This is a genomic window from Chryseobacterium joostei, assembly GCF_003815775.1.
GTDB classification, from domain to species: Bacteria; Bacteroidota; Bacteroidia; order Flavobacteriales; family Weeksellaceae; genus Chryseobacterium; species Chryseobacterium joostei.
The window spans coordinates 700,631-723,517 of the sequence record NZ_CP033926.1; the positions used below are offsets into that span (position 1 = coordinate 700,631).

The window sequence follows — 22,887 nt, forward strand, 5'->3', positions numbered from 1 at the left end:
CAGGAAAAATCTAGTAAAAAATGAAAATCTGCCATTCAAAAACATTGATTTATCTATTCGCTTTGATTTCTGTTTTCAGCAGAGTCAACGCTCAGAGTAATAATGACACGATTTCTGTTCAGGAACCTAAACAGGATAGTATTTTAAGCATTAAGGCAAATAAATTGAATTATAAAAGCCTTATTGTTCCTGCTGTTTTAATCTCTTACGGAATAGCAGGCCTGACAATGAACAATGTGAAGCAGCTGAATGTTTCTACCCGAACAGAGATCGGCGAACATCAGCCTACACGTATGAAACTAGATAATTATACACAGTATGCTCCTGCCGTAATGGTATACGGGCTTAATGCTGTTGGTATAAAAGGAAAACATAACCTGCGGGACCGCACCATTATTTATGCTTCTTCACAACTTATTGTAGCAGCATTTACAATGCCTTTGAAGTATCTGGTAAAAGAAGAAAGGCCCGACGGGTCAAATACATTGTCCTTTCCATCGGGGCACGCAGCTACTGCCTTTTCATCTGCTCAATTTATGTTCAGAGAATATAAGGACACTAATTTTTGGCTAAGTCTTTCCGGATATCCGTTTGCTATCTTTACCGGAGTATATCGGATGGTAAATGATAAACACTGGCTGGGAGATGTAGTTGCAGGCGCCGGATTTGGAATCCTCTCTACAGAATTGGCATACTGGCTGTTTCCAAGGATTGATAATTTACTACGAGGAAAAGGCAAGAGTAAAAATACATTATCTTCCTCTATGATAATGCCATTCTACCAGAATAAAACGGTAGGAATAGGATTTGTAAAGAACTTTTAATCCTAGACAATAATTCGGATAAAAAAGCACCATTCAAATAGTTGAATGGTGCTTTTCTTTTGTATTTCAATTAAAAAATATTCTAGACGACCTTTGCTTTACGGATAATCCTCGCCAATAATGCAGGAAAAAATCTCTTTAAATAAACTGCCATAACTTCCTTTCCACCAATGGCTTTTTGATTTTTCCTTTTAGCAATGGCAGACAGCATTTTTTTAGCAAAAACGTCCACGGGCATTCCTTTCATGGTAGCATCGTCCATCGTTCCCTGTGTAGAACCGTCCCCTGTAACCGCATGTATGGAGATATTAGTCTGTATAAAGCCCGGACAAATGATTGTAACGGCAATATTTTTATCATATAATTCGGCTCGAAGAGCATCAAAGAACCCATGTAAGGCATGTTTGGCAGCGGCATATCCACTACGCATAGGAGCACCGAATATTCCCATCAGGCTGGAAACCACCGCAATCTGCCCGCCACCATTTTTTATCATGTAGGGAAGAATAGCCTTGGTTAAAGCTACTGTTCCGATAAAGTCAACATCCATTAAGTGTTTATCCACTTCAATATCAGTTTCCATTGCCAGAGAGCGCTGGGATAATCCTGCATTATTAATGAGAATATCTATTTTACCAAAAGATGCAACAGCCTTAGATGCAATATCAGGCATATTCTTATAATTATTTAAATCTAAAGGAATCACCGCATATTGGCTTACGGTGAGGCCTTCACTTTCTGCAATCTCATACAGCTGTTCTTCTTTTCTGGATGAAAGAATAATTTTAGCATTACTGGTTTTGGCCAACTCCTTTACCAAGGCTTCACCAATTCCTGAAGAAGCTCCTGTAATCCAGACCACCTTATCATTATAATAATTGCTCATACTTTCATTTTGTAAATTGGTTCAGTATTACTTTAATCCGGCAATATACTTTCCAGCCTTCATTCCTGAAAAAATACATCCCCCAAGAAATGTTCCTTCCAAAGCACGGTAGCCATGCATTCCGCCACCGCCAAAGCCCGCGGCTTCTCCTGCTGCATAAAGGCCTTCAATAATGCTTTCATCTTCTTTTAGAACCTGTCCGTTCAGATTTGTTTTTATTCCGCCTAAGGTTTTTCGGGTTAAAATATTAAGACGTACTGCAATTAAAGGCCCATTTTCCGGGGAAAGGATTTTATGTGGAGCTGCAACACGTCCGAGTTTATAACCTAAATAATTTCTGGTATTCCGTATGTAATTAACCTGTGTATCCTTAGAGAATTTATTGTCCAATTCTCGATCTCTTGCTTCAATCTGTGCTTTTATTTTTTCATAGTTCAGGAGATGATCTCCGGAAAGCTCATTCATTTTCTCAACCAGATTTTTCAAATTATCCGATACAATAAAATCTTTACCATGTTCTTTAAAGGCTTCTACCGGACCAGGTGCCTTTTTTCCAAAGATCCTTTTCAGAAAGAGACCATAGTCTTTATTGGTGATATCAGGATTTTGCTCTGAACCCGACAAGGCAAATTCTTTCTTAATAATTTTTTGAGTCAAAATAAACCATGAATAAGAATATCCAGTATCCTGTATGTACTTCAAGGTTCCTAATGTATCAAATCCCGGTAGGAAAGGGGCGGGAAGGCGGTTTCCCTTTGCATCAAACCATAGGGAAGAGGGCCCTGGCAGTATTCGGATTCCGTGGTTGGGCCAGATTGGATCCCAGTTTTGTAATCCTTCTGTATAGTGCCACATTCTATCGCGGTTAATGATGTCTGCTCCTGCATTTTCCGCAATACCAATCATCTTTCCATCCACATAGGCAGGAACTCCACAAACCATATTTTCGGGAGGGCTGCCGAGCCTTTCAGGCCAATTCTTTCGGACCAGCTCATGGTTGGCACCTATTCCTCCTGAAGCAATGATGATATGAGATGCTGTATATTCAAACTGTGAGATTACATTTCTATTGGTTTCAACACCTCTTTCCTTATCATCATCTTGCAGAATATCTCCTTTAAGGCCTTTTATTTTTCCATTTTCTGTAATCAATTCAATAACACGATGCCGGAATTTCATCTGTAACAGCCCTTTTTTCTGAGCTTCATACGCTTTTTCCACAAAAGGTCTTATGACTCCGGTTCCGGTTCCCCAACTCACATGAAAACGAGGCACAGAATTTCCGTGGCCGGTAGCAGATCCGTCACCACGTTCTGCCCATCCTACCATAAACATCAGCTTGATTCCCAGCTTGGAAATGTATTCATATTTTTCACCGGCTGCAAACTTAAGATAAGCTTCAGCCCACTTACGGGGCCAGTAATCTTCATTACGGTCAAAGCCTGCGGTGCCTTTCCAGTCCTGTAAGGCAAGTTCATAAGAATCCTTGATTCCCATTCTTCTTTGTTGTGGAGAATTAATAAGAAAAAGACCTCCAAATGACCAGAATGCCTGCCCACCAATATTCTGTTCGGTTTCCTGATCCAGCAACAGAACTTTTTTCCCTGCATTGGTTATTTCCATCGCAGCAGTAAGTCCTGCTAATCCGGTTCCTATAATTATAGCATCTGGCTGAAATGTTTCTTCCATTTCAAGGGAATTTTTTTAATTAATAATACTTTATATAAATGTATAAAATATTTGTACTTCAATACATAAAACGATCAAGCTGTTTTAACTTTTTAAGTAAATTTTAAAATGCCAAAAGTAGATTCGTCTTAAATTCTATCTTTGTTAAAGTCATTATCTGAAAAAAATGAAAGAGCTAAAATAATAGAGCCGGTAGCTTCCAATGTAGTTCATAAAACTCCGAAAAAGAACGAAGACATTTTAAATTCCTAGTAATAATCAGGAAAATAGACATACGGCTATTTACCATCCAACAAATCATTTATATCTTTGTGAAAAATAGAAGTATGAAGTATTTGTTTATTATGGTATGCTTTGTCTGCTCAATTTTTGGCCAGGCACAGCAAACACAGAATCCATGGAAAGACAGCCAGCTGATGGATCCTGCATTATTGGCTTCCAGAATTGTAAAGCACAAGACCAAGGATCTGTTAATCATTTCAGTAGGTCCTGAGGCCATCATTAAGGGTTCTGTAGATATCGGGCCAACTCATGAGCCTGAAAATCTTGAAAAATTAAGAAATTATCTTAAGGATATTCCTAAAAATAAGGAAATTGTGATTTATTGTGGATGCTGCCCTTTTGTAAAGTGCCCCAATATTCGACCTGCCTTTAACCTTTTAATGGAAATGGGCTTTAAAAATGCAAAACTTTTGAATCTTCCCAAAAACATCAAAACGGATTGGCTAGATAAAGACTATCCAACAAATGATTAATATGAGAACTCACTTTACAGTATTACTTTTCATCATTTTTTCAGGATATGCACTGGCCCAAAACAGTAAAATAGAAATTGGGAAGAAAGCTCCTGAAATTACAATGCCCAAGGTGGATGGAAGTTCATTTTCACTTTCAACATTAAAAGGAAAATTAGTACTTATCGATTTTTGGGCAACCTGGTGTGGCCCTTGTGTAGAAGAACAGCCTGAACTGAAAACGTTGTATGACACCTACGCTGAACAGGTAAAGAGCAATAAGTTTGAAATCCTTGGGGTTTCTCTGGATAAAAATAAAGACAGCTGGAAGAAAGCAATAGATCGTTTTAAGATCAATTGGTTACAAATCAGCGATCTGAAGTTCTGGAAAAGTCCGGTGGCAAAATCCTATGAAGTTGATGAACTCCCTTTTAATGTCATTATTGATGGTGAGGGGACTATCATTGCTAAAAATCTTCATGGTAAAGAATTGGAGGAATTTTTAAAAAAATCCTTAAGCCAAAACTAGAGTAAAAAATCTTATTCGATATTTTAAAAGAGCAGTAATGAATTTTACTGCTCTTTTTCTATGACAAAAACCTTCATATACATTTAAAAGGAGTTGATATACAATGTCTAAAAACTAATTTTCGGACATTGTACCTTGGTTCTATGAAAAAAAACTACTATCTCAGACTAGCACTATCCGTCATTTTGCTGATGCATAGTGTAATTTCTATTTTCAGCGGCGATGTCAATACCTTTGGACTTCAATATTTGAATACTATAGGATTCAGTCCGATAGGGCTTTATCTTGCGTGGATCGTCAAGTTGATACATTTTATCTCAGTTCCAATGCTCTGGATTGATCGATATCTTAAGCCTATAGCCATCGGCAATATCGTGATCTTTATCTTGGGAATCTATTTTGTTCATTGGCAGAACGGATGGTTTGTTGTAGGTGGTGGCACTAATGGTATTGAGTTTAATGTTCTGCTGATATTCTGTTTTTTTAATCTTATATTTCCCGAAGTACATATTCCAGGCAGGAAAAATAATGGTAGTTTGTAGATGAATAGCTAGATTTGGTAGTTTTTATATTTTTATATTTGACTGAATAATATTACTTTACCATCTTAAACCATCATAAGCTTGAAATCAGACCGAAAATCTAAGCTGCACATTCATTTGCTCTTTTGGATATTGTATTATATACTGGAGGTTTATCTTGACTTTTACTGGTCCAGATATCAGTTTCCAAATTTCCAATGGCATATAAGGCTTCAGAATACCCTCATTCTGGAATTAGGGTATCTTTTGGTTAAAATTCCTCTTGCTTATTCTTTATTATATATTTATGAGAAAGTACATACTAAATTATTTTTCAAGTACTTACTTTCAATTTTTATTGTAGTAATAGCTGTTCTGGGACATCGTTTTTTCACCCATTATATTATTTATCCTTATATCTATGGCGTTACAGAAATGTTGGATGGTAAGCAGCCGTCAGGATATATCAATGGGCTGGTGGCATTCAATTCATTTATGGATCTTATTTTTATGGTAGGGTTAGTCTTTGGGATTGAAATTACAAGGCAGAAAAGCCTGTTAAAGGATCAGATTTCCCAATTGAAATCTGAAAAACTAGATCAGGAATTGACAATGCTCAAGGCTCAGATCAACCCTCATTTTCTGTTCAATACATTGAATAACATTTACGGAATGGCTCTTAAAAAGGCAGATGAAACCCCAGACGTCATTCTTCAGCTGTCAAAGGTCATGCGATACAACATTTATGAAGCTGCAGAAAAAAATATTTCGATTGAAAAAGACATTGAAAATATTAAGGATTTTATACAAATCCAGAAAATACGTCACCATCACCTGAGCATCAGTTTACATGAAGATATTGATAACTCTTCTCAAAAAATATCACCGCTTATCCTGATTCAATTTATAGAAAATGCTTTTAAACATGGTATTTCTGAAAGTCTTGGTGATGCATTTATCCATATTAACATTCAATTGAAAAATGGAATTCTCACTTATTTTATAGAAAACTCCAAGGAAGAAAGGTCTCATGAACATTCTACTAAAATAGGCCTGAAAAACATTCGCAGACAGCTTGAACTGCTTTATCCTAACCACAGACTCACTGTAGAAAACAAAAGCGACAGATATATTGTACAACTCATTATAGATTTCAATGATAAATTCAGCTCCTAAAAAATATAACTGCATTATTGTAGAAGACGAACCCATTGCTGCAGAAATTCTGGAAACCTTTATTTCCCGGGATCCTGAACTGAACCTTATTGGCAAATGTGCTGATGCTGTTTATGCAAACAGTCTTCTGAACATTCATGAGGTAGATCTCATGTTTTTAGATCTCCATCTTCCCGTTGTTAAGGGCTTTGATTTTTTACGAAAGCTTAAGAACCCACCATTGGTTATTGTAACAACAGCCTATCATCAATATGCAGTAGAAGGATATGAACTGGATATTGCAGATTATCTTCTGAAGCCCATTCCTTATGACAGATTTGTGACCGCTATTGGGAAATTCAAGTACTTAATGGAAGCAGAGGATGCCTTACTGGAAATGGCTGAACGTGATCATATTTTCATCAGCAGCGGTAAAAAGCAAGTGAAGATTATTCTACAGGATATTTTTTATATAGAAAGCCTAAGAGAGTACATTAATATCCATACCAAGACAGATACTTTTACCTTCAAAATGCCGATTAGCAAAATAGAGGAGTCTCTGAATCCAAAAATGTTTACCCGTATTCACAAATCCTATATTATATCCAAACCAAAGGTGGAAGAAAAGTCTGCCAGTATTGTTCAGATTAAAGGAAAAAAATTACCTATTGGCAGAACCTATAAGCCATTTATTGATCTTTAATCTCTCTCTTTTTACCGATTATAGACCACAGTTTTCTATTGATAGATAATTTTTCCGTATCTCTATCCATTTACCCAAATTTGAAGTATCATCTTAAGCACTTTAGAAATAGAAGTCTTGTAGGAGTATTTTACAGTAAAACTTTTCTATGGCAAGACGAAAAGATAAGAAATATAATGAGGTTGGTTTATTATTCCAATGTTGAATAATGTTTTGGCTTAAATCTGTATTGATTTAAGCCAATTTTCTTTTTAATTAAAAAAGTTTAAGGCCAACGATTCCAACTACAATTAGTAATGCTGACAATAGTCTTAAAATACTTGCAGAGTCCTGAAAAAACAGAATACCAACCACCAAAGTTCCTACTGCCCCTATTCCTGTCCAGACGGCATAGGCCGTGCCAATAGGAATACTTTTCTGGGCATACCAGAGAAATCCGCCACTCACCGTCATACATAATATAGAAAATATAATCCAATTCCATTTACTATTTTCCGGTTGCTGAGATAGTTTAAGGCCCAATGGCCATCCTATTTCAAAAATTCCTGCGATGATTAATGCAATCCAGTTCATATTATTTATTTTAATGGCATGCAGAATGAAAATCTAATGCATCAAAAACATTATAAGTTTAAAATGTTCTCTACAATAGAATACTTCAACAATATTACGATCACAAAATTACCATTACCCATTCATATTCAGTATAATAAATTATGTGACACGGCAAAAAACACTGGTGAAACGTAATATACATTCTGTGAAACGGGAAGCATTTTGAAATCAAAATCCAGGTTTGAATATCATTGAATATTAATACCTTTAAGCAGTAAAAAATAAGTTCGAATCTATTGTATTTAATTCGTTTCAGCTATGCTAACAGATATCATTACCACCAACCTTAGTGTTATTTTTTGCGGAATTAATCCCGGTTTAAAATCATCAAATGAAGGTCATCATTTTTCAGGAAAGAGTAACCGTTTTTGGAAAGTTCTTCATCAGTCAGGTTTTACTCCGTACGAAATTGAAGCTGTGAATGATACTTCTATTCTGGATTTTGGATATGGCTTAACAACCGCTGTAGCAAGAGCAACTTCTCGCGCTGACGAACTTTCTAAGGAAGAATTTAATGATGCACTTGAAAGTTTTACCAACAAAATAATGGAATTCCAACCTCAATATATAGCTTTTCTTGGTAAAGCTGCTTACAAGGCTTTTTCTAAGAAGAAAGAAATCCAATGGGGACAACAACCGGAGGATTTTTGTGGAGCTAAAGTATGGGTTCTCCCCAACACCAGTGGGTTAAATCGTGGATTTTCTCTTGATCAACTTGTCACTTACTACAAAGAGTTTTATCAAACAATTCATGAATCGTGATATTCATATTTTATTGGGTTTACTCACATATTTATTTCCCTTCACAAAAAAGCGCCAGGGTAGCAGAGCATCTTCCTGTGCATAAGCAACCCCTATACGAGGTCCTTCCATAATTTCGTCCGGATGATAAAAAATACCATGATCTTCAATCCAGATTTCAGTTCCGGCCAGATCTTTTTTATTAAAAGAACGATCAATCCCCAAGGCTTTTGCTGCAGATCCGGGACCTGAGGAGATAGCAGCTTTGGACGCCGGCATGTTTCTCCTTAATTCCATGATTTCTTTACCCATAAAGGGTTCAATAGCCCTAACCAGTACAGCATGTGGATCATCTTTCACTGAAGTTACCACATTGAACAGATGATGAATCCCATAGCATAAATACACATAGGAAACGCCACCATGATTGTATAACGTTTCCGTTCTGTCAGTTCGCCTTCCACCGTAGGCATGAGATGCTTTATCCTTTACTCCAAAATAAGCTTCTGTTTCTACAATAATTCCTGCGGTAACATTACCGTCAATCTCTGTAAACAATACTTTGCCCAACAGATCCTGAGCGAGGAAGAGGACATCCTGATTGGAATAGTAGGAAAGGGGTAGTTTCACATGAATAATTTTAGAGATGTTGAATCAAAATTAATGATAATAATTTATTTTTTTTGAATAGAAAATATTCTTGAAAATACCATAAATGAAAAGCCTCATAATAAGATATGAGGCTTTGTTTTATCTTTCTTCCAAAGGAAAAATAGTGTATTTAAGCTAAATGCTCTGCTCTGTAGTTTTCAATTTCATCAACCGTTTTGATTAATCCATTCCCCAAAAGCCTGTAACTGTCATCGGTAATCAGGAAATCGTCTTCTACACGTATTCCTCCAAAATTACGGTATTCATTTACTTTATCATAATTAATGAAATCAGCATTTTTATTTTCTGACTGCCAAATATCGATCAATTCAGGGATCATATAAATACCCGGTTCAACCGTTACTACAAATCCTGATTCCAAAGCTTTTCCTAAACGTAAAGATTTAAGCCCAAATGTTTTGGTATCCTTTGGTTCCTCTTGGGTATAACCAACATATTGTTCTCCAAGATCTTCCATATCATGTACATCAAGTCCCATTTGGTGACCTAATCCACATTGGAAAAATAGGGTATGCGCATGGTTCTGTACTGCTTCCTCAGGATTACCTTTCATCAACCCCAAATCAATAAGTCCCTCTACCAGATGCTGAGATGCTTTCAGATGGATATCTTTAAATTTCGTTCCGGGTTTAAGAAGTTTTTGTGCCTTATTAAAAGCATTCAGAACCACTTCATACATTTCTTTTTGTTTGGTACTAAAAGTATTGCTTACAGGAAATGTTCTGGTTAGATCTCCTGCGTATCCCATTGCTGTTTCAGCTCCGGAATCATTAAGAAAAAGATCTCCGTCTTTCAGAGTATTGAGACGATAATGGTTGTGAAGGATACCTCCATTTATGGTAACAATCGGAGGATAAGACATCTGGCACTCTTTATTAGCAGCAAGGTATTGAATAGCATTTGCTATTTCATATTCTTTAATTCCGGGCTTTGCTATACGCATTGCCAAAAGGTGCATTTCATTGGATACGTTTACTGCCTGTTCTATCTGTACTATCTCCTGAGCTTCTTTTATAGATCTTTGCTTTACAATAGCCTTAATCATCTCTACAGAAGGTTGAAGCTCTGCTATTTTAATCCCCAGAAGATCGGCCAATACAATTTTATTTGAAGACTGATAGGGTGGAAGGTAATGTATCTTTCTCCCTGATGCCAGTGCTTTTAAAATATATTGAGAAAGTTCTGCATACGGTAAGGTTTCCTGTACTCCGGACTTCAGACATTTCTCTTTCAAGGTTTCCTGTCTACCCATCCATACAATGTCATCTATACTCAGTTCATCTCCGAAAACAATGTGCTTATTTTCATCAATATCAATAATGGCTGCTATTTTTGGCTCCTGAACTCCCCAATAATATAAGTAGGTACTGTCTTGGCGGAAATAATAAGGATTATGCTCAAAATTTACAGGATTCTCTATATTTCCTAAAAACAATAAAATTCCATTAGCCACATTATTTTGTAATACGGCTCTTCTGTCTTGATAGGTTTGTGCTGAAAACATATATTATGAATACTTTTTATTTTAAAAGCTTAAAGTTACAATTTTGTACTGTTTGTACCCTTTATTATTTCCTATCTATTGAAAAAAGAATTATGCTTAATCCTTCTGGAGCTTAAAAGGTCCAAACGGGTGAACAATATGGCAGCTTTGGAAACAGACATATTTCTTTTTAACTCCATATTTCTATCATTACTTTTTATCTATGGAAAAATAATTATCATCAATTCTGCTCATCAGAATATAAAATAACCCTGCATAGATCATTTGAATGCCCATTGCTTCCCAATTTTCAACCGTACTGCTGCCGAATAATAACAGAATAATAAGCGAAGCGCCTGCCATAGTTGCAATTCTGGTTTTAAAACCAATAATCAGCAATAAGCCAATACTAAATTCCAGAAAGGGCAGAGCCATACTGAACGTATGCACAAACAACTGAGGAATCCAGCTTTTTTCAAAGCTTTTTGTCATTCCAACAGCAAAATCCTGAAGTTTCGTCAATCTAATCAGTCCATGCCCAAAAAAATTAATCCCCATGGATATGCGAAGGAATAAATAGGCTGTATTTTTACTCATAGTTATATTTTTAGTTGTTAAATTTTGCTTCGCTGTTATCTACAGGAGTATTGGGATCATTGATTACCATTTTGGCAATATTATCCTTTCTCATAAAGACCACACCTTGTTTTTCTCTGGTATATTTAATAAACTCCTCCATGGCATGAACCATCGCAGGGGTACCTCCAATTCGATCATGAAAACTGATACTCATCATTCTTCTTTTGGTAGCTCCCTCCTCATAAAGCCTGTCAAATTCAAACTTCAACTGTGCCAAAAACTGATCCGGACTCCAATGCTTTCCTTCAATGTTGACAATGTCATTATTACGGAGTGTATAGGGAACGACCACGAAGTTTTTCCCCTTTACCTTGGTAATAAAAGGTTCATCATGGCTAAGATCATCAATATGATAAAGAAATCCCAGTTCCTGCAATACTTTGAGCGTATGGGGGCTTCTTCTCAACCAGTTGCAGTTATAGCCTACGGCTTTTTGACCTGTAATTTTTGCCACTACATCTACGCCATCTTTTACAAAGCTTAGCTCATCATCATAATTTTTATCCCACTGATTGTCCCAGGCGATTCCGTGCCCTGCTATTTCGTGTCCTCCCTGTGCGATAGCCTTTGCAATCTCCGGATATTTTTCAGCAGCCGTTCCCACGACATGAGAAGTTACTTTTATATCATATTTCTTCCAGAGATCCAGCATTCGGTAAATTCCCTCATTTCCACCATAGCGATACCAGCTTTCTGCCGGAAGATCGGGCTGTCCCTTAGGAAGCGGAGTTCCACTAAATGGGCTTTCTGCACCTTCTGGCTGGCCACCTGTTTCAAACTGCATGGATACGGAAATTACCAATTGGGCCCCATTTGGCCAATATTTTACTTTTGGTACCGCGGTTTCTTTTCTTTTTATCACATTGTTTTTAATGTGGTCATTAGCCTTAAGGCAGGAAACCAATAACATTGCTGATGCAAGCACCAATACAGACTGTCTTATATATTTCATTTTGAGTGTATTTACACTGCAAAATTGATAATTAACCAAGATCCTTTTGTTGTAAAAATTAATGTTAAATTTGTAAAAATCCATTCTACTATGAAAAGAATTGTCAATTTCAACTCCTTCAATGTTTTCAGGATTGAAAAGGAAATATGGGATATTGAATATCATAACCATAACTTCTATGAACTTATTATCATTGAAAACGGGAAAGGATCCCATCACCTGAACGGTATTACATTCCCTTATCAAAAAGGCGATATTTTTCTCCTTCGTCCAAGTGATGCCCATGAATTTACCATTACAAACAAAACAAGATTTATTTATATAAAATTTACTGAGGAATATATTTGGAAAAATTTATTGACAAACAAAAAGAACGAACTGAAAAAAGTAATCCAACTTCTGATGGACGACCGAACTTTTGTATACGAATCAGGAATAAAAAATAAGTCGGATAGAGAACATCTGCTTCAGCTTTCCCGAATGCTTCTGCATGAATTCAGTCATAAAAGCATGTATAATAAAGAAGTTATGGCAGATCTTTTTTCTGCAATCTTTACCATTCTGATCCGAAATACAATGAACGCCTCCACAAACAAAAAATGGTTCTCACAAAACCTAAGCAAGATAGATAGAATATTATACTATATTAATGTCAACATTCTGGATGCAGACAAAATGAAAATAGAAAATCTCGCAAAGGAATTTTTACTTTCTCCCAACTACATTAGCATTTATATCAAAAAACAGACAGGGTTTTCCATACAACAGCATATTATGCAGTATAAAGTGAAGACCGCAGAAAAGTTATTGCTTCAAAGCAGTTATAATATCAATGAAATTGCCGATAAACTGGGATTCAACGATACCAGTCATTTCAATAAAATATTCAGGGCCTATAAAAATCAGTCTCCCTCTACCTATAAAAAAGAAAATAAATAAGGGAAAGAATCTCTCTGTTTACATTACAGAAGCCAAAATATTTTTCACCCTGATAAAACATTTTATTAATCAGATAATTTGTTATAACTTGCGTACATTATGATGTCCAAACGTTGCAAATATGCGCTAAAAGCAATGGTCAGGTTAGCAAGAAATTACAATCAAGGCTTTCTGCCCACTTCTATTATTGCACAGGATGAAAACATCCCCAAAAAATTTTTAGAGCAAATTCTTCTGGAGCTTAAGAGAGCCAAACTTGTCAATAGCAAGCAGGGTAAGGTAGGCGGATATTATCTGCTAAAATCTCCGGATGACGTTTCATTGGCTGACATTTACCGCATCTTCGACGGACCTATTGCCCTAACTCCGTGTGTATCCTTAAACTTCTATGAGGCATGTGATGATTGTGTGGATGAAGCATCTTGCTATCTTAGAAATGAGCTTATCATTGTTCGTGAAAAAACCAGACAAAGCATGACGGAAGCCACTCTGACAGCGTTTATAAACAAAAAATAATTTTTTTTATTTAAATACTACTAATTTGATAGGAGTTATAGAATTTTATATATATTTGCAAGAATAAATTTCAAATGGAAATGGAAAATAGTCTGAAAAATGAATTTGAAAAACTTCAGGAAGAACTTACAGAGGGGACTTCACAAAACAACTTTTTACAAATACTGGTAGAAAGGTTTCCGAATGAAGTCATCTTTTCAACCAGCTTCAGCAATGAAGACCAGGTAATCACTCATCTGATAAAGAATCTGAACGTAGATATTTTCACATTGGATACCGGAAGACTTTTTGAGCAGACCTATGAAACATGGGCTTCTACGAAGGCATTCTTTAAAAAGGATATCAAAGCCTATTATCCGGATACTGAAGAACTGAAAAAGTTTGTGTCAGAAAATGGGCCCAATTCCTTTTATCAATCCGTAGAACAGAGGAAAGCATGTTGCACGATCCGTAAAGTACATCCTTTGAAATCTGCTCTGAAAGGATATAAGGTATGGATAACCGGCTTAAGGTCTGAACACTCCCAAAACAGGCAGAATATGCCATCACTGGAATGGGATGAAGATAACCGGATCATTAAGTATCATCCAATTCTTCACTGGAGTACAGAGCAGGTAACAGATTATGTTAAAGACAATCATCTGCCTTACAATTATCTGCACAAAAAAGGATTTGTAAGCATTGGATGTGAACCTTGTACAAGAGCCATTAAAGAAGGAGAAGATTTCAGAGCAGGCCGCTGGTGGTGGGAAGATGCCAATAAAAAAGAGTGCGGTCTGCATATTCATCAATAAAAAAATAAAATATGTCAACATATCATTTAAACTATCTGGATCAGTTAGAAGCTGAATCTATTTACATTTTAAGGGAAGTTGCAGGGCAGTTTGAACGTCCGGCGCTTTTATTCAGCGGAGGAAAAGACAGCATTGTGCTGGCTCATTTGGCTTCGAAGGCATTTCGCTACGGGAAAATACCTTTCACATTTGTTCATGTGGATACGGGGCATAATTTCCCTGAAGTATTGAATTTCCGTGATCAGCTTGTCAATCAATTAGATGTGAATCTTGTTGTACGTAAAGTTGAAGATACAATAGAAAAGAAAGGCTTAACAGAACCTAAAGGTAAATTCCCAAGCAGAAACTGGTTACAAACTTATACACTTCTTGATACCATAGAAGAGTTTGAATTTGATGCCTGCATTGGAGGAGCACGTAGAGATGAAGAAAAAGCCCGTGCCAAGGAAAGAATTTTCTCTGTGAGAGATGAATTTGGACAATGGGATCCAAAACTTCAACGCCCTGAATTATGGAGTATTTTTAATGGAAAAATTCAGAAAGGTGAGAATGTACGAGTCTTCCCGATCAGTAACTGGACAGAACTTGACATCTGGAACTATATTCGAAGAGAAAAAATAGATCTGCCCTCTATTTACTTTTCGCACGACAGAGAAGTGGTAGACCTTAACGGACAATGGATTGCCAACTCTCATCATGCTTCTCTGGAAACAGATGATGTAATAGCAGTAAAAAAGATAAGATACCGTACCGTGGGAGATATGACATGTACTGCAGCTGTAGAATCTAAAGCAACAACAATAGACGCTGTTATTGAAGAGATTGTAGCCACCCGAATTTCTGAACGTGGTGAAACCCGAATTGATGACCGCGTTACAGAAGCTGCGATGGAAGACCGCAAAAAAGGAGGTTATTTCTAGATAAGAAATTAACAATCCTTTGTTTATTAAACTCACTTATTACTCACATTACCCATAATTAAAACGGATGGATATTTTAAGATTTATAACAGCAGGAAGCGTAGATGATGGTAAAAGTACCCTTATCGGAAGACTGCTATACGATAGCAAAAGCATTTTACAAGATCAGTTAGAGGTCCTTGAAAAACACTCTAAAAACAAAAATGATGACGGGGTAGATCTTGCTCTTCTAACAGACGGACTTCGTGCTGAAAGGGAACAGGGGATTACCATAGATGTTGCTTACAGGTATTTTTCAACTTCAAAAAGAAAATTTATTATTGCCGATGCTCCAGGCCATGTACAATATACCCGTAACATGATCACAGGTGCCTCCAACTCTGATCTGATGGTCATCCTGATCGATGCCAGAAAAGGAGTCATTGAACAAACAAGAAGACACTCCATTATAGCATCATTACTAAAGCTAAAGAAAGTAGCCGTAGCCATTAATAAAATGGACATGGTAGATTATTCACAGGAAGTATTTGAAAGCATAAAAGAAGAGTATTCAAAAATTGCGAAAAACCTTGGTTTGCATGACGTAAGTTACTTTCCGATTTCTGCCCTTAAAGGAGATAATATTGTTTCAGTATCCTCTAAAACAGACTGGTATCAGGGAAATTCTCTTTTGGAATATCTGGAAGAGGTTACGTTGAATGAAGAATTAAACAATGGCAGTCGCTTTCAGGTACAGTATGTAATTCGGCCTCAAACTGAAGAACTGCATGATTACAGGGGTTATGCCGGACAGGTGTTAAGCGGGAAATTCCAAAAAGGAGATAAAATTCATGTACTTCCGGCAGGAATTACAAGTGAAATCTCTAAGATTGAAATCAATGGAATTGAATCAAAAGAAGCGTTCGAGGGACAACCTGTTGTTATTCATGTAAAGGATGATTTGGATATCAGCAGAGGCGATATTTTTGCCACTGAAGAACAGCTTCCTGTTGTAGAAAAAGATCTGGAAGTTCTGCTATGCTGGCTTGATCAAAAATCACTACAACCCGGAAATAAGTATCTATTACAGCAAAACAGCAGACTGGTAAAGGCGGTGGTAAAAGAAGTAGATTACAAGATTGATGTCAATACTCTTACACAAGAAAAAGCCAATGGTGATATCAGACTTAATGAAGTGGTGAAAGTGACCATAAGAACAGCGCAACCTTTGGTGTACGATAGTTTTATCAATAACAAAAGAACAGGTTCTGCAATTTTAGTAGATGAAACCTCTCATTCTACTGTTGCAGCCTGCATAATTCAGTAAAAAAATGTCAGTTTCAAATCATTTAATTGAAAGAATTCATCAAAGCAAACAAAACAAAACGCATGGATTCTTTGACAGAGCAAGGGTAAAGGTTTTTGTAACAGAGTTGTATAAAGTATTGTTTCTTCCTCAGCAAGAGAATACAACAGATCAGTTGAAACAGGATTTTGAAAAACTACAGGATCATCTTTTCAACCTGATTCATACAATAACTGGAGATAAAGATCTTACCGAAGTACAGGTAAATGCTTTTTTTGAAGGGCTCCCAAAAATATATGATCATCTTAATCAGGATGCACAGGCCATCTTGGAATTTGATCCTGCAGCAGGCTCTTTAGAAGAAATACATCTTGCTTATCCAGGGTATTTTGCAACCTATGTATATCGTATTTCGCATCAACTTTGGAATCAGGAGGTTCCGGTTTTACCTCGCGTAATTTCAGAATATGCACACAGCAAAACAGGGATCGATATTCACCCGGGAGCAGTTATTGGAGAATATTTTTTCATCGATCACGGAACAGGAATTGTCATCGGAGAAACAACAGTCATTGGCAATCATGTTAAAATATATCAGGGAGTAACTTTAGGAGCCTTGAATGTTTCTAAAGAAAAGGCCAATCAAAAAAGGCATCCCAATATTGAGGACCATGTCATTATTTATTCCGGAGCTACCATTTTGGGCGGGAATACAACAATAGGTACAGAAAGCATTATCGGAGGAAATGTATGGATTACACAGGATGTTCCTCCCAATTCTTTGGTCTATCATAAAAGTGAAATAAAAATAAAGGATAACAGTTCATTACCAGAATCATTAACCTTTGTCATATAAAAACAGAAAAAACAAAAAATTGTATTGGTATGAAATTTCAGAATACACTAGAAACGATTGGAAATACACCAGTCGTAAAAATTAATAAGCTATTCAATTCAGATCATGAAATCTGGATCAAACTGGAAAAAAGTAATCCGGGCGGAAGTATTAAGGACAGAATTGCTCTGGCCATGATTGAAGATGCTGAAGCTAAAGGATTACTCAACAAAGACAGTATCATTATAGAACCTACCAGTGGAAACACAGGAATAGGACTGGCATTGGTAGCGGCAGTAAAAGGATATAAGCTTATTCTGGTCATGCCGGATAGCATGAGTATAGAACGTCGCAAAATTATGGAAGCCTATGGGGCTGAGTTTGTGCTTACTCCAAGGGAAAAAGGAATGAAGGGTGCCATTGAAAAAGCCAATGAACTAGCAGAGGAAACTCCCAATTCATGGATTCCGAGACAGTTTGACAATCCTGCCAACGTTCAGGTACATACCCAAACCACTGCACAGGAAATTCTACAGGATTTTCCCGACGGTCTGGATTACATTATCACAGGCGTAGGAACTGGCGGTCATATCACCGGAATTGCACAGGTAGTAAAGGAAAAATACCCCAACACAAAAGTAATTGCTGTAGAGCCTGAACTATCTCCGGTACTAAGTGGAGGAAGCCCTGCACCACATCCATTACAAGGTCTGGGAGCCGGATTTGTTCCATCCATTTTGGATATCACTCTTCTGGACGGTGTTATCACAGTAGGAAAAGATGAAGCTTATGAATATGCTCTGAATGCAGCAAAAAAAGAAGGCCTTTTTGTAGGAATCTCTACAGGAGCGGCTTTGGCAGCCATTGCAAAACATTTGCCGGAAATAGAACCCGGAGCTAAAATTCTCACCATCAATTACGATACCGGCGAAAGGTATCTTTCCATTGAGGGACTCTTCTAAATCCTTTAATTAACACCGACTTCAATGAATACAAATATAAAATCACCTAAGGTTTACCTTATCGGTGCAGGGCCTGGCAACCCTGATTTGATCACAGTAAAAGCCGTAAAAGCCATCGCCAAAGCAGATATTGTTTTATCTGACCGCTTAGTAAGCCCTGAAATTTTAGAGACCTATGTCAATAAAAATACGGAAATCATCTATGTAGGTAAAGAATGCAGCAAGAACGCATCAACTCCTCAATCCCTTATCAATACTTTAATGGTGGACTATGCCCTTCAGAATAAAACCGTAGTAAGACTTAAGGGGGGAGATGTTTCCATTTTCTCCAATGTTTTGGATGAATTACAGGCGTTGAAGCAAAATCATATTCCCTATGAGATTATTCCCGGAATTACAGCTGCATTGGGTGCCGCTGCCTATGCAGGAATGCCTTTAACAGCCAGAGGATATGCTACATCAGTACGTTTTCTTACTTATTATAAATCTGAAATCCTTACAGATGAATATTGGAAAGAACTCGCTATCACCAATGATACCCTTGTATTCTATATGTCTAAAGGTAACCTTACAGAACTTGTAGAAAAATTCATCGAATTAGAGGTTTCAAAAGAGAAAAAAATTGCAGTAATAGAGCAGGCTACAACCCCTTTTCAAAAGGTTTATACGGCTTCTTTTGATGATTTCGGCAAAACGCTGGGTGATAAAAACTTTGCATCCCCATCATTAGTCATCATAGGTAAAGTAGTGAACCTTCACGAAGAGTTCTCGTGGCTTGAAAATGCAGAGCAGGAAGGTCTTTATTTTAAATCGGTGGAAAACGGAAGTCTCATCCCCAAAACTCAAAATTTCTTCGAATATGCTGTCTGAAACGAAATTAAACATACTGAAACAAATATCCAGTGATTTTTCCAGAGATGAATCTATCTGGGCAAGCGGATATCTGGCAGGTCTTGCCGGAGCACCTCTTACTGCGGTACAACCACCTTTGCAAGCAGGTTTTACAGAACAAAATACGGTCAGAAAAATTACACTTGCCTACGGAACAGAAACCGGAAACAGCAAAAAACTGGCAACAGGACTGGCAGGAATCATTAAGAAAAAAGGAGTTCAGGTTAAATTAACGGATCTGTCTCAATACAAGCCAAAGGACCTTGCAAAGGAAGAATTTTTCTTTGTCGTAATAAGTACACAGGGCGAAGGAGATCCTCCAATTCTTGCCAAGAAGTTTTATGATTATATCTATGAAAATGAAATCAATCTCAGCCACCTTAAATTTGGAGTCTTGGCTTTGGGAGACAGCAGCTATCCTCTTTTCTGCAAAACAGGAGAAGATGTAGATTCCCGCTTTGAAATTCTGGGGGCACAACGTGTTATTCCATTAAAAAAATGTGATATTGATTATGAACAGGATGCCGAAAGCTGGATAGAACATGTCTTTGAAGCTGTTAATAAAACTTCAGCAGGTAGCATCAAAAATAATCCAGTTCAAAAGGCTTCAGCCGGAAGAAAAAAATATCAGGGAAAAATATCAACCATCATTAATCTCAATGATATTACTTCTGAAAAAGAAACCTATCATATAGAAATAGAAACAGAAGAGGGCTTAGCTTATCAACCCGGTGCAGCTCTGGGAGTTATCCCATTCAATTCCAAAGAAGTTATTGATGAAATTATTGCATTAACAGGAATTGATCCTACAAAAAAAATTGAAACCTCAAAAGTTACAGACACCGTAGAAGAGTTATTGCACAAGCATCTTAATATTAGCTATTTGCTAAAAACCGTGGTTAACCAATACGCGAAGATTACAGGTCATTCTATTCCGGAAGTTCGTTTAAGTCTTCTCGATCTGCTTAGGATTTATCCCGTGAAAAATGCAGAGGAATTTGAAGAAGTTATTCAGATACTTACTGGTCAGGCGCCTCGTCTGTACTCCATATCATCTTCTCTGGAAGCTCATGGTGAAAATGAAATACACATCACGGTAGCAAAATCAGAATTCTTCATAGACCATCAGAAACATAATGGCTTATGCAGTGGATTTCTCAGCGAATTCAGTGAGGAACAAGATATTGAGTTCTATATTCAGGAGGCGGGGCATTTCAGATTACCGGAACCCGATAAGGATATCATCATGATTGGGCCGGGAACCGGAATTGCACCTTTCCGATCATTTCTTTGGGAGCGTGATGCCATTGGAGCAGATGGAAAAAACTGGCTATTTTTCGGGGACAGGAACTTTGTATCAGATTTTATTTATCAATCTGAACTTCAGGATTTTCTTAAAACAGGAAGTCTCACTCATTTAGATCTTGCCTTTTCAAGAGATACCCCCGAGAAAATATATGTTCAGCACAAACTGGAACAAAAAGCACAGGAGGTCTTTTACTGGCTTGAGGGAGGAGCATCTGTGTATGTATGTGGTGCCAAGGAACCTATGAGTAAGGATGTTGAAAATACCCTTTTGAATATCATTCAGCATCAGGGAAAACGAAGCAAGGAAGAAGCCCTTCATTACTTAGAGGAAATGGAGCTTAGCGGCCGATATGCCAAAGATGTTTATTAAAAAGACCAGTAGTAACATTAAAAAAACAATTATGAGCAATAAAGATAACCTTTCTCCTGTAGAAAGGATTAAAACCCAAAGTAACGGGCTCAGGGGCACATTAAAAGAAAGCCTTGCAGACGACTTTACAGGAGCCATAAGAGAAGATGATCAAACCCTGATCAAGTTCCACGGAATGTACCAGCAGGACGACAGAGACAGAAGAGAAGAACGTGTCTCCAAAAAACTGGAATGGCTGTATTCCTATATGATCAGGCTTAGGCTTCCCGGCGGATTTTTAACCTCAGATCAATGGATCGGAGTGAATGAAATTGCCCAAGACCATTCTACAGGAACCATAAAAATAACAACAAGACAGACGCTTCAGCTGCATGGTATTTTAAAGTCACATTTAAAGCCAACTATTCAGAACTTTAATCTCAATCACCTTGACTCTATTGCGGCCTGTGGTGATGTGAACAGAAATGTTACCTGTACAGCAAATCCATCAGAATCTCCGCTGCATCAGCAAACTTATGAGCTGGCGGGTAAAATAAGTGAAATGTGTCTCCCTAAAACACAATCTTATTATGATATCTGGATTGATGATGAGCTGATTGTTGACAGAAAAGCAGAAGAAGACCCTTTGTATCAGGACAGATATCTTCCCCGAAAACTGAAGATTGGTATCGCAGTTCCTCCCAATAATGATGTAGACGTATTTATCAACGACATTGCCCTGATTGCCATCATTGAGAATAATCAGATTGCAGGCTATAATATTGCTGCCGGAGGAGGATTGGGCGCTACACACGGAAATGAAGCCACCTATGCACGTCTTGCCTCTGTGCTTGGATTTGTAGATTCTGAAGAAAAAGCCTTACAGGCCGTGTATGAGATCATAACGGTTCAACGAGACTTTGGAAACAGAAGCGACAGAAAACTTTCAAGATTAAAATATACCATTGATAAGCTTGGAATAGATCAGTACAGAACCGAAGTAGAAAAAAGAACCGGATTCAGCTTTGAGCCAGCCAGAGAATTTAAGTTTGAACAAAGAAAAGACCGTTATGGCTGGACCCAAAATCATGAGGGAAAATGGTTTTATACCTTATTTGTAGAGCATGGAAGAGTACTGGATATTGAAGAATATCCTTTAAAATCGGGATTATTAAAGATCGCCCAGACCATTGAACTCAACTTCAGATTTACATGTAACCAAAACCTGATCCTTGCAGATATCAGTGAAAGCGATAAAGCAAAAGTAGAAAGCCTGTTGGAGGAATATGGAATTTCAGAGTATACAGAAAAAGCAAGCGCCCTGCGTAAAAATTCTGTTGCCTGTGTTGCATTAAATACTTGTTCTTTGGCCCTAGCAGAGGCACAGCGCTATTTACCTTCATTGGTAACCAAAATAGAACCCATCCTTGAAAAACATGGTCTTTTACAGGATGATATTACCATTAGAATGACAGGATGTCCCAACGGATGTGGTAGATCTCCCAATGCTGAAATTGGATTTGTAGGAACAGCCTACGGTAAATACAATCTCCATATCGGTGGAGACAGACTGGGAATGCGATTGAATACAAAATTCAGGGAAAATATTGGTGAAGAAGAAATTCTGACCACTCTTGACGAACTTTTCGGAATTTATGTACAGAAAAGACTTACAGAAGAAACATTTGGCGATTTTTCATACCGTTACTTAAAAACTTTAAACTGAATATATGACAAGCCTTTTTTATGATCTGAAAAAACTAAAAAAACATCAACCTCTTCTTTTAAGTGAACGAATGTGTATGTGTTGTTGATTCTCAAATAACAATACAATCAAAGCTGTTTCAACTTTTCAATTAAATCACAAAAGTCACAAAAGTTTCAAATACAAAAGTTTTTTAAGCTAAGCTTTGTTCATAATAAGTACACCTAAGTTTTGCAAAAA

Annotated in this window: 24 protein-coding genes; 17 read left to right on the forward strand and 7 right to left on the reverse strand. The window is 37.2% G+C overall.

Translation table 11 applies throughout. From position 1 onward, the window contains the following. The first annotated feature begins 20 nt into the window (after positions 1-20). The gene (locus EG359_RS03270; protein WP_076351923.1) at positions 21-824 is read left to right on the forward strand and encodes a phosphatase PAP2 family protein; all 804 of its coding nucleotides are present in this window, start codon (positions 21-23) and stop codon (positions 822-824) included. Positions 825-906: 82 nt separating this feature from the next. Here EG359_RS03270 and EG359_RS03275 read toward each other — a convergent pair whose 3' ends face one another. Continuing rightward, positions 907-1,710: an SDR family oxidoreductase gene (locus tag EG359_RS03275; RefSeq protein WP_076351922.1), complete on the reverse strand. Its 804-nt coding sequence runs from the start codon at positions 1,708-1,710 to the stop codon at positions 907-909. Between the two features lie 27 nt (positions 1,711-1,737). Continuing rightward, entirely contained in the window at positions 1,738-3,399 is a 1,662-nt protein-coding gene (locus tag EG359_RS03280) for an FAD-binding dehydrogenase (RefSeq protein ID WP_076351921.1), read from the reverse strand. Between the two features lie 326 nt (positions 3,400-3,725). On the opposite strand from EG359_RS03280, the gene EG359_RS03285 reads away from it, so the two are divergent. The 5 genes from EG359_RS03285 to EG359_RS03305 all read left to right on the forward strand — a co-directional run bounded on the left by EG359_RS03285 (position 3,726) and on the right by EG359_RS03305 (position 7,041). After that, positions 3,726-4,154 (forward strand): rhodanese-like domain-containing protein, encoded by a 429-nt coding sequence (locus tag EG359_RS03285; protein WP_076351920.1) that lies wholly within the window; start codon positions 3,726-3,728, stop codon positions 4,152-4,154. Position 4,155: 1 nt separating this feature from the next. Next, positions 4,156-4,662, forward strand: coding sequence for a TlpA family protein disulfide reductase (locus tag EG359_RS03290; protein WP_076352097.1), 507 nt, complete (start codon positions 4,156-4,158; stop codon positions 4,660-4,662). Between the two features lie 191 nt (positions 4,663-4,853). After that, the gene (locus tag EG359_RS03295; protein WP_228434896.1) at positions 4,854-5,204 is read left to right on the forward strand and encodes a DoxX family protein; all 351 of its coding nucleotides are present in this window, start codon (positions 4,854-4,856) and stop codon (positions 5,202-5,204) included. A gap of 81 nt (positions 5,205-5,285) precedes the next feature. Further along, positions 5,286-6,359 (forward strand): sensor histidine kinase, encoded by a 1,074-nt coding sequence (locus EG359_RS03300; RefSeq protein WP_076351918.1) that lies wholly within the window; start codon positions 5,286-5,288, stop codon positions 6,357-6,359. Continuing rightward, positions 6,340-7,041, forward strand: a complete 702-nt coding sequence (locus tag EG359_RS03305; RefSeq protein WP_076351917.1) for a LytR/AlgR family response regulator transcription factor — start codon at positions 6,340-6,342, stop codon at positions 7,039-7,041. The genes EG359_RS03300 and EG359_RS03305 overlap by 20 nt, the downstream gene beginning before the upstream one ends. Before the next feature lie 255 nt (positions 7,042-7,296). Here EG359_RS03305 and EG359_RS03310 read toward each other — a convergent pair whose 3' ends face one another. Further along, positions 7,297-7,614, reverse strand: a complete 318-nt coding sequence (locus EG359_RS03310) for a DMT family transporter (RefSeq protein WP_076351916.1) — start codon at positions 7,612-7,614, stop codon at positions 7,297-7,299. Positions 7,615-7,914: 300 nt separating this feature from the next. Between EG359_RS03310 and mug the strand changes: the two genes are divergently transcribed. After that, positions 7,915-8,418, forward strand: a complete 504-nt coding sequence (gene mug, locus EG359_RS03315; RefSeq protein ID WP_076351915.1) for a G/U mismatch-specific DNA glycosylase — start codon at positions 7,915-7,917, stop codon at positions 8,416-8,418. A gap of 3 nt (positions 8,419-8,421) precedes the next feature. Here the strand turns inward: mug and EG359_RS03320 are convergent, their stop codons facing one another. The 4 genes from EG359_RS03320 to EG359_RS03335 all read right to left on the reverse strand — a co-directional run bounded on the left by EG359_RS03320 (position 8,422) and on the right by EG359_RS03335 (position 12,143). Continuing rightward, positions 8,422-9,027 carry a DNA-3-methyladenine glycosylase gene (locus EG359_RS03320; protein ID WP_076351914.1) on the reverse strand — a complete coding sequence of 202 codons (606 nt, stop codon included), beginning with the start codon at positions 9,025-9,027 and terminating at the stop codon, positions 8,422-8,424. 151 nt (positions 9,028-9,178) lie between these two features. Next, positions 9,179-10,573 (reverse strand): aminopeptidase P family protein, encoded by a 1,395-nt coding sequence (locus EG359_RS03325; RefSeq protein WP_076351913.1) that lies wholly within the window; start codon positions 10,571-10,573, stop codon positions 9,179-9,181. Between the two features lie 189 nt (positions 10,574-10,762). Next, positions 10,763-11,149 carry a DoxX family protein gene (locus tag EG359_RS03330; protein WP_076351912.1) on the reverse strand — a complete coding sequence of 129 codons (387 nt, stop codon included), beginning with the start codon at positions 11,147-11,149 and terminating at the stop codon, positions 10,763-10,765. 10 nt (positions 11,150-11,159) lie between these two features. Then, positions 11,160-12,143, reverse strand: coding sequence for a polysaccharide deacetylase family protein (locus EG359_RS03335; protein WP_076351911.1), 984 nt, complete (start codon positions 12,141-12,143; stop codon positions 11,160-11,162). Between the two features lie 90 nt (positions 12,144-12,233). Between EG359_RS03335 and EG359_RS03340 the strand changes: the two genes are divergently transcribed. The 10 genes from EG359_RS03340 (at position 12,234) to EG359_RS03385 (ending at position 22,668) form a co-directional block, all read left to right on the forward strand. Next, positions 12,234-13,082, forward strand: a complete 849-nt coding sequence (locus tag EG359_RS03340) for an AraC family transcriptional regulator (RefSeq protein WP_076351910.1) — start codon at positions 12,234-12,236, stop codon at positions 13,080-13,082. A gap of 135 nt (positions 13,083-13,217) precedes the next feature. Next, on the forward strand, positions 13,218-13,598 hold the full coding sequence (locus tag EG359_RS03345; RefSeq protein WP_262707009.1) for an RrF2 family transcriptional regulator: 381 nt from the start codon (positions 13,218-13,220) through the stop codon (positions 13,596-13,598). Positions 13,599-13,678: 80 nt separating this feature from the next. Then, positions 13,679-14,392, forward strand: coding sequence for a phosphoadenylyl-sulfate reductase (locus EG359_RS03350; protein WP_076352096.1), 714 nt, complete (start codon positions 13,679-13,681; stop codon positions 14,390-14,392). A gap of 11 nt (positions 14,393-14,403) precedes the next feature. Then, positions 14,404-15,312, forward strand: coding sequence for a sulfate adenylyltransferase subunit CysD (gene cysD / locus EG359_RS03355; protein ID WP_076351908.1), 909 nt, complete (start codon positions 14,404-14,406; stop codon positions 15,310-15,312). Positions 15,313-15,379: 67 nt separating this feature from the next. Next, the gene (locus tag EG359_RS03360; protein ID WP_076351907.1) at positions 15,380-16,618 is read left to right on the forward strand and encodes a sulfate adenylyltransferase subunit 1; all 1,239 of its coding nucleotides are present in this window, start codon (positions 15,380-15,382) and stop codon (positions 16,616-16,618) included. Between the two features lie 4 nt (positions 16,619-16,622). Next, a complete protein-coding gene (gene epsC, locus EG359_RS03365; protein WP_076351906.1) occupies positions 16,623-17,453 on the forward strand; it encodes a serine O-acetyltransferase EpsC in 831 nt (276 codons plus the stop codon). A gap of 29 nt (positions 17,454-17,482) precedes the next feature. Next, positions 17,483-18,394, forward strand: coding sequence for a cysteine synthase A (gene cysK, locus EG359_RS03370; protein ID WP_076351905.1), 912 nt, complete (start codon positions 17,483-17,485; stop codon positions 18,392-18,394). 24 nt (positions 18,395-18,418) lie between these two features. Beyond that, a complete protein-coding gene (cobA, locus tag EG359_RS03375; RefSeq protein ID WP_076351904.1) occupies positions 18,419-19,264 on the forward strand; it encodes a uroporphyrinogen-III C-methyltransferase in 846 nt (281 codons plus the stop codon). Then, positions 19,254-20,963 (forward strand): diflavin oxidoreductase, encoded by a 1,710-nt coding sequence (locus EG359_RS03380; RefSeq protein WP_076351903.1) that lies wholly within the window; start codon positions 19,254-19,256, stop codon positions 20,961-20,963. The genes cobA and EG359_RS03380 overlap by 11 nt, the downstream gene beginning before the upstream one ends. Before the next feature lie 31 nt (positions 20,964-20,994). Beyond that, entirely contained in the window at positions 20,995-22,668 is a 1,674-nt protein-coding gene (locus tag EG359_RS03385; RefSeq protein WP_076352095.1) for an NADPH-dependent assimilatory sulfite reductase hemoprotein subunit, read from the forward strand. Positions 22,669-22,887 lie beyond the last annotated feature (219 nt).

Excerpts from the sequence above, each read along its gene's own strand:
- EG359_RS03270 (WP_076351923.1), top strand. The coding sequence starts at position 21 with ATGAAAATCTGCCATTCAAAAACATTGATTTATCTATTCGCTTTGATT.
- EG359_RS03275 (WP_076351922.1), bottom strand. The coding sequence starts at position 1,710 with ATGAGCAATTATTATAATGATAAGGTGGTCTGGATTACAGGAGCTTCT.
- EG359_RS03280 (WP_076351921.1), bottom strand. The coding sequence starts at position 3,399 with ATGGAAGAAACATTTCAGCCAGATGCTATAATTATAGGAACCGGATTA.
- EG359_RS03285 (WP_076351920.1), top strand. The coding sequence starts at position 3,726 with ATGAAGTATTTGTTTATTATGGTATGCTTTGTCTGCTCAATTTTTGGC.
- EG359_RS03290 (WP_076352097.1), top strand. The coding sequence starts at position 4,156 with ATGAGAACTCACTTTACAGTATTACTTTTCATCATTTTTTCAGGATAT.
- EG359_RS03295 (WP_228434896.1), top strand. The coding sequence starts at position 4,854 with ATGCATAGTGTAATTTCTATTTTCAGCGGCGATGTCAATACCTTTGGA.
- EG359_RS03305 (WP_076351917.1), top strand. The coding sequence starts at position 6,340 with ATGATAAATTCAGCTCCTAAAAAATATAACTGCATTATTGTAGAAGAC.
- EG359_RS03310 (WP_076351916.1), bottom strand. The coding sequence starts at position 7,614 with ATGAACTGGATTGCATTAATCATCGCAGGAATTTTTGAAATAGGATGG.
- mug (WP_076351915.1), top strand. The coding sequence starts at position 7,915 with ATGCTAACAGATATCATTACCACCAACCTTAGTGTTATTTTTTGCGGA.
- EG359_RS03325 (WP_076351913.1), bottom strand. The coding sequence starts at position 10,573 with ATGTTTTCAGCACAAACCTATCAAGACAGAAGAGCCGTATTACAAAAT.
- EG359_RS03330 (WP_076351912.1), bottom strand. The coding sequence starts at position 11,149 with ATGAGTAAAAATACAGCCTATTTATTCCTTCGCATATCCATGGGGATT.
- EG359_RS03335 (WP_076351911.1), bottom strand. The coding sequence starts at position 12,143 with ATGAAATATATAAGACAGTCTGTATTGGTGCTTGCATCAGCAATGTTA.
- EG359_RS03340 (WP_076351910.1), top strand. The coding sequence starts at position 12,234 with ATGAAAAGAATTGTCAATTTCAACTCCTTCAATGTTTTCAGGATTGAA.
- EG359_RS03345 (WP_262707009.1), top strand. The coding sequence starts at position 13,218 with ATGGTCAGGTTAGCAAGAAATTACAATCAAGGCTTTCTGCCCACTTCT.
- EG359_RS03350 (WP_076352096.1), top strand. The coding sequence starts at position 13,679 with ATGGAAAATAGTCTGAAAAATGAATTTGAAAAACTTCAGGAAGAACTT.
- cysD (WP_076351908.1), top strand. The coding sequence starts at position 14,404 with ATGTCAACATATCATTTAAACTATCTGGATCAGTTAGAAGCTGAATCT.
- EG359_RS03360 (WP_076351907.1), top strand. The coding sequence starts at position 15,380 with ATGGATATTTTAAGATTTATAACAGCAGGAAGCGTAGATGATGGTAAA.
- epsC (WP_076351906.1), top strand. The coding sequence starts at position 16,623 with ATGTCAGTTTCAAATCATTTAATTGAAAGAATTCATCAAAGCAAACAA.
- cysK (WP_076351905.1), top strand. The coding sequence starts at position 17,483 with ATGAAATTTCAGAATACACTAGAAACGATTGGAAATACACCAGTCGTA.
- cobA (WP_076351904.1), top strand. The coding sequence starts at position 18,419 with ATGAATACAAATATAAAATCACCTAAGGTTTACCTTATCGGTGCAGGG.
- EG359_RS03380 (WP_076351903.1), top strand. The coding sequence starts at position 19,254 with ATGCTGTCTGAAACGAAATTAAACATACTGAAACAAATATCCAGTGAT.
- EG359_RS03385 (WP_076352095.1), top strand. The coding sequence starts at position 20,995 with ATGAGCAATAAAGATAACCTTTCTCCTGTAGAAAGGATTAAAACCCAA.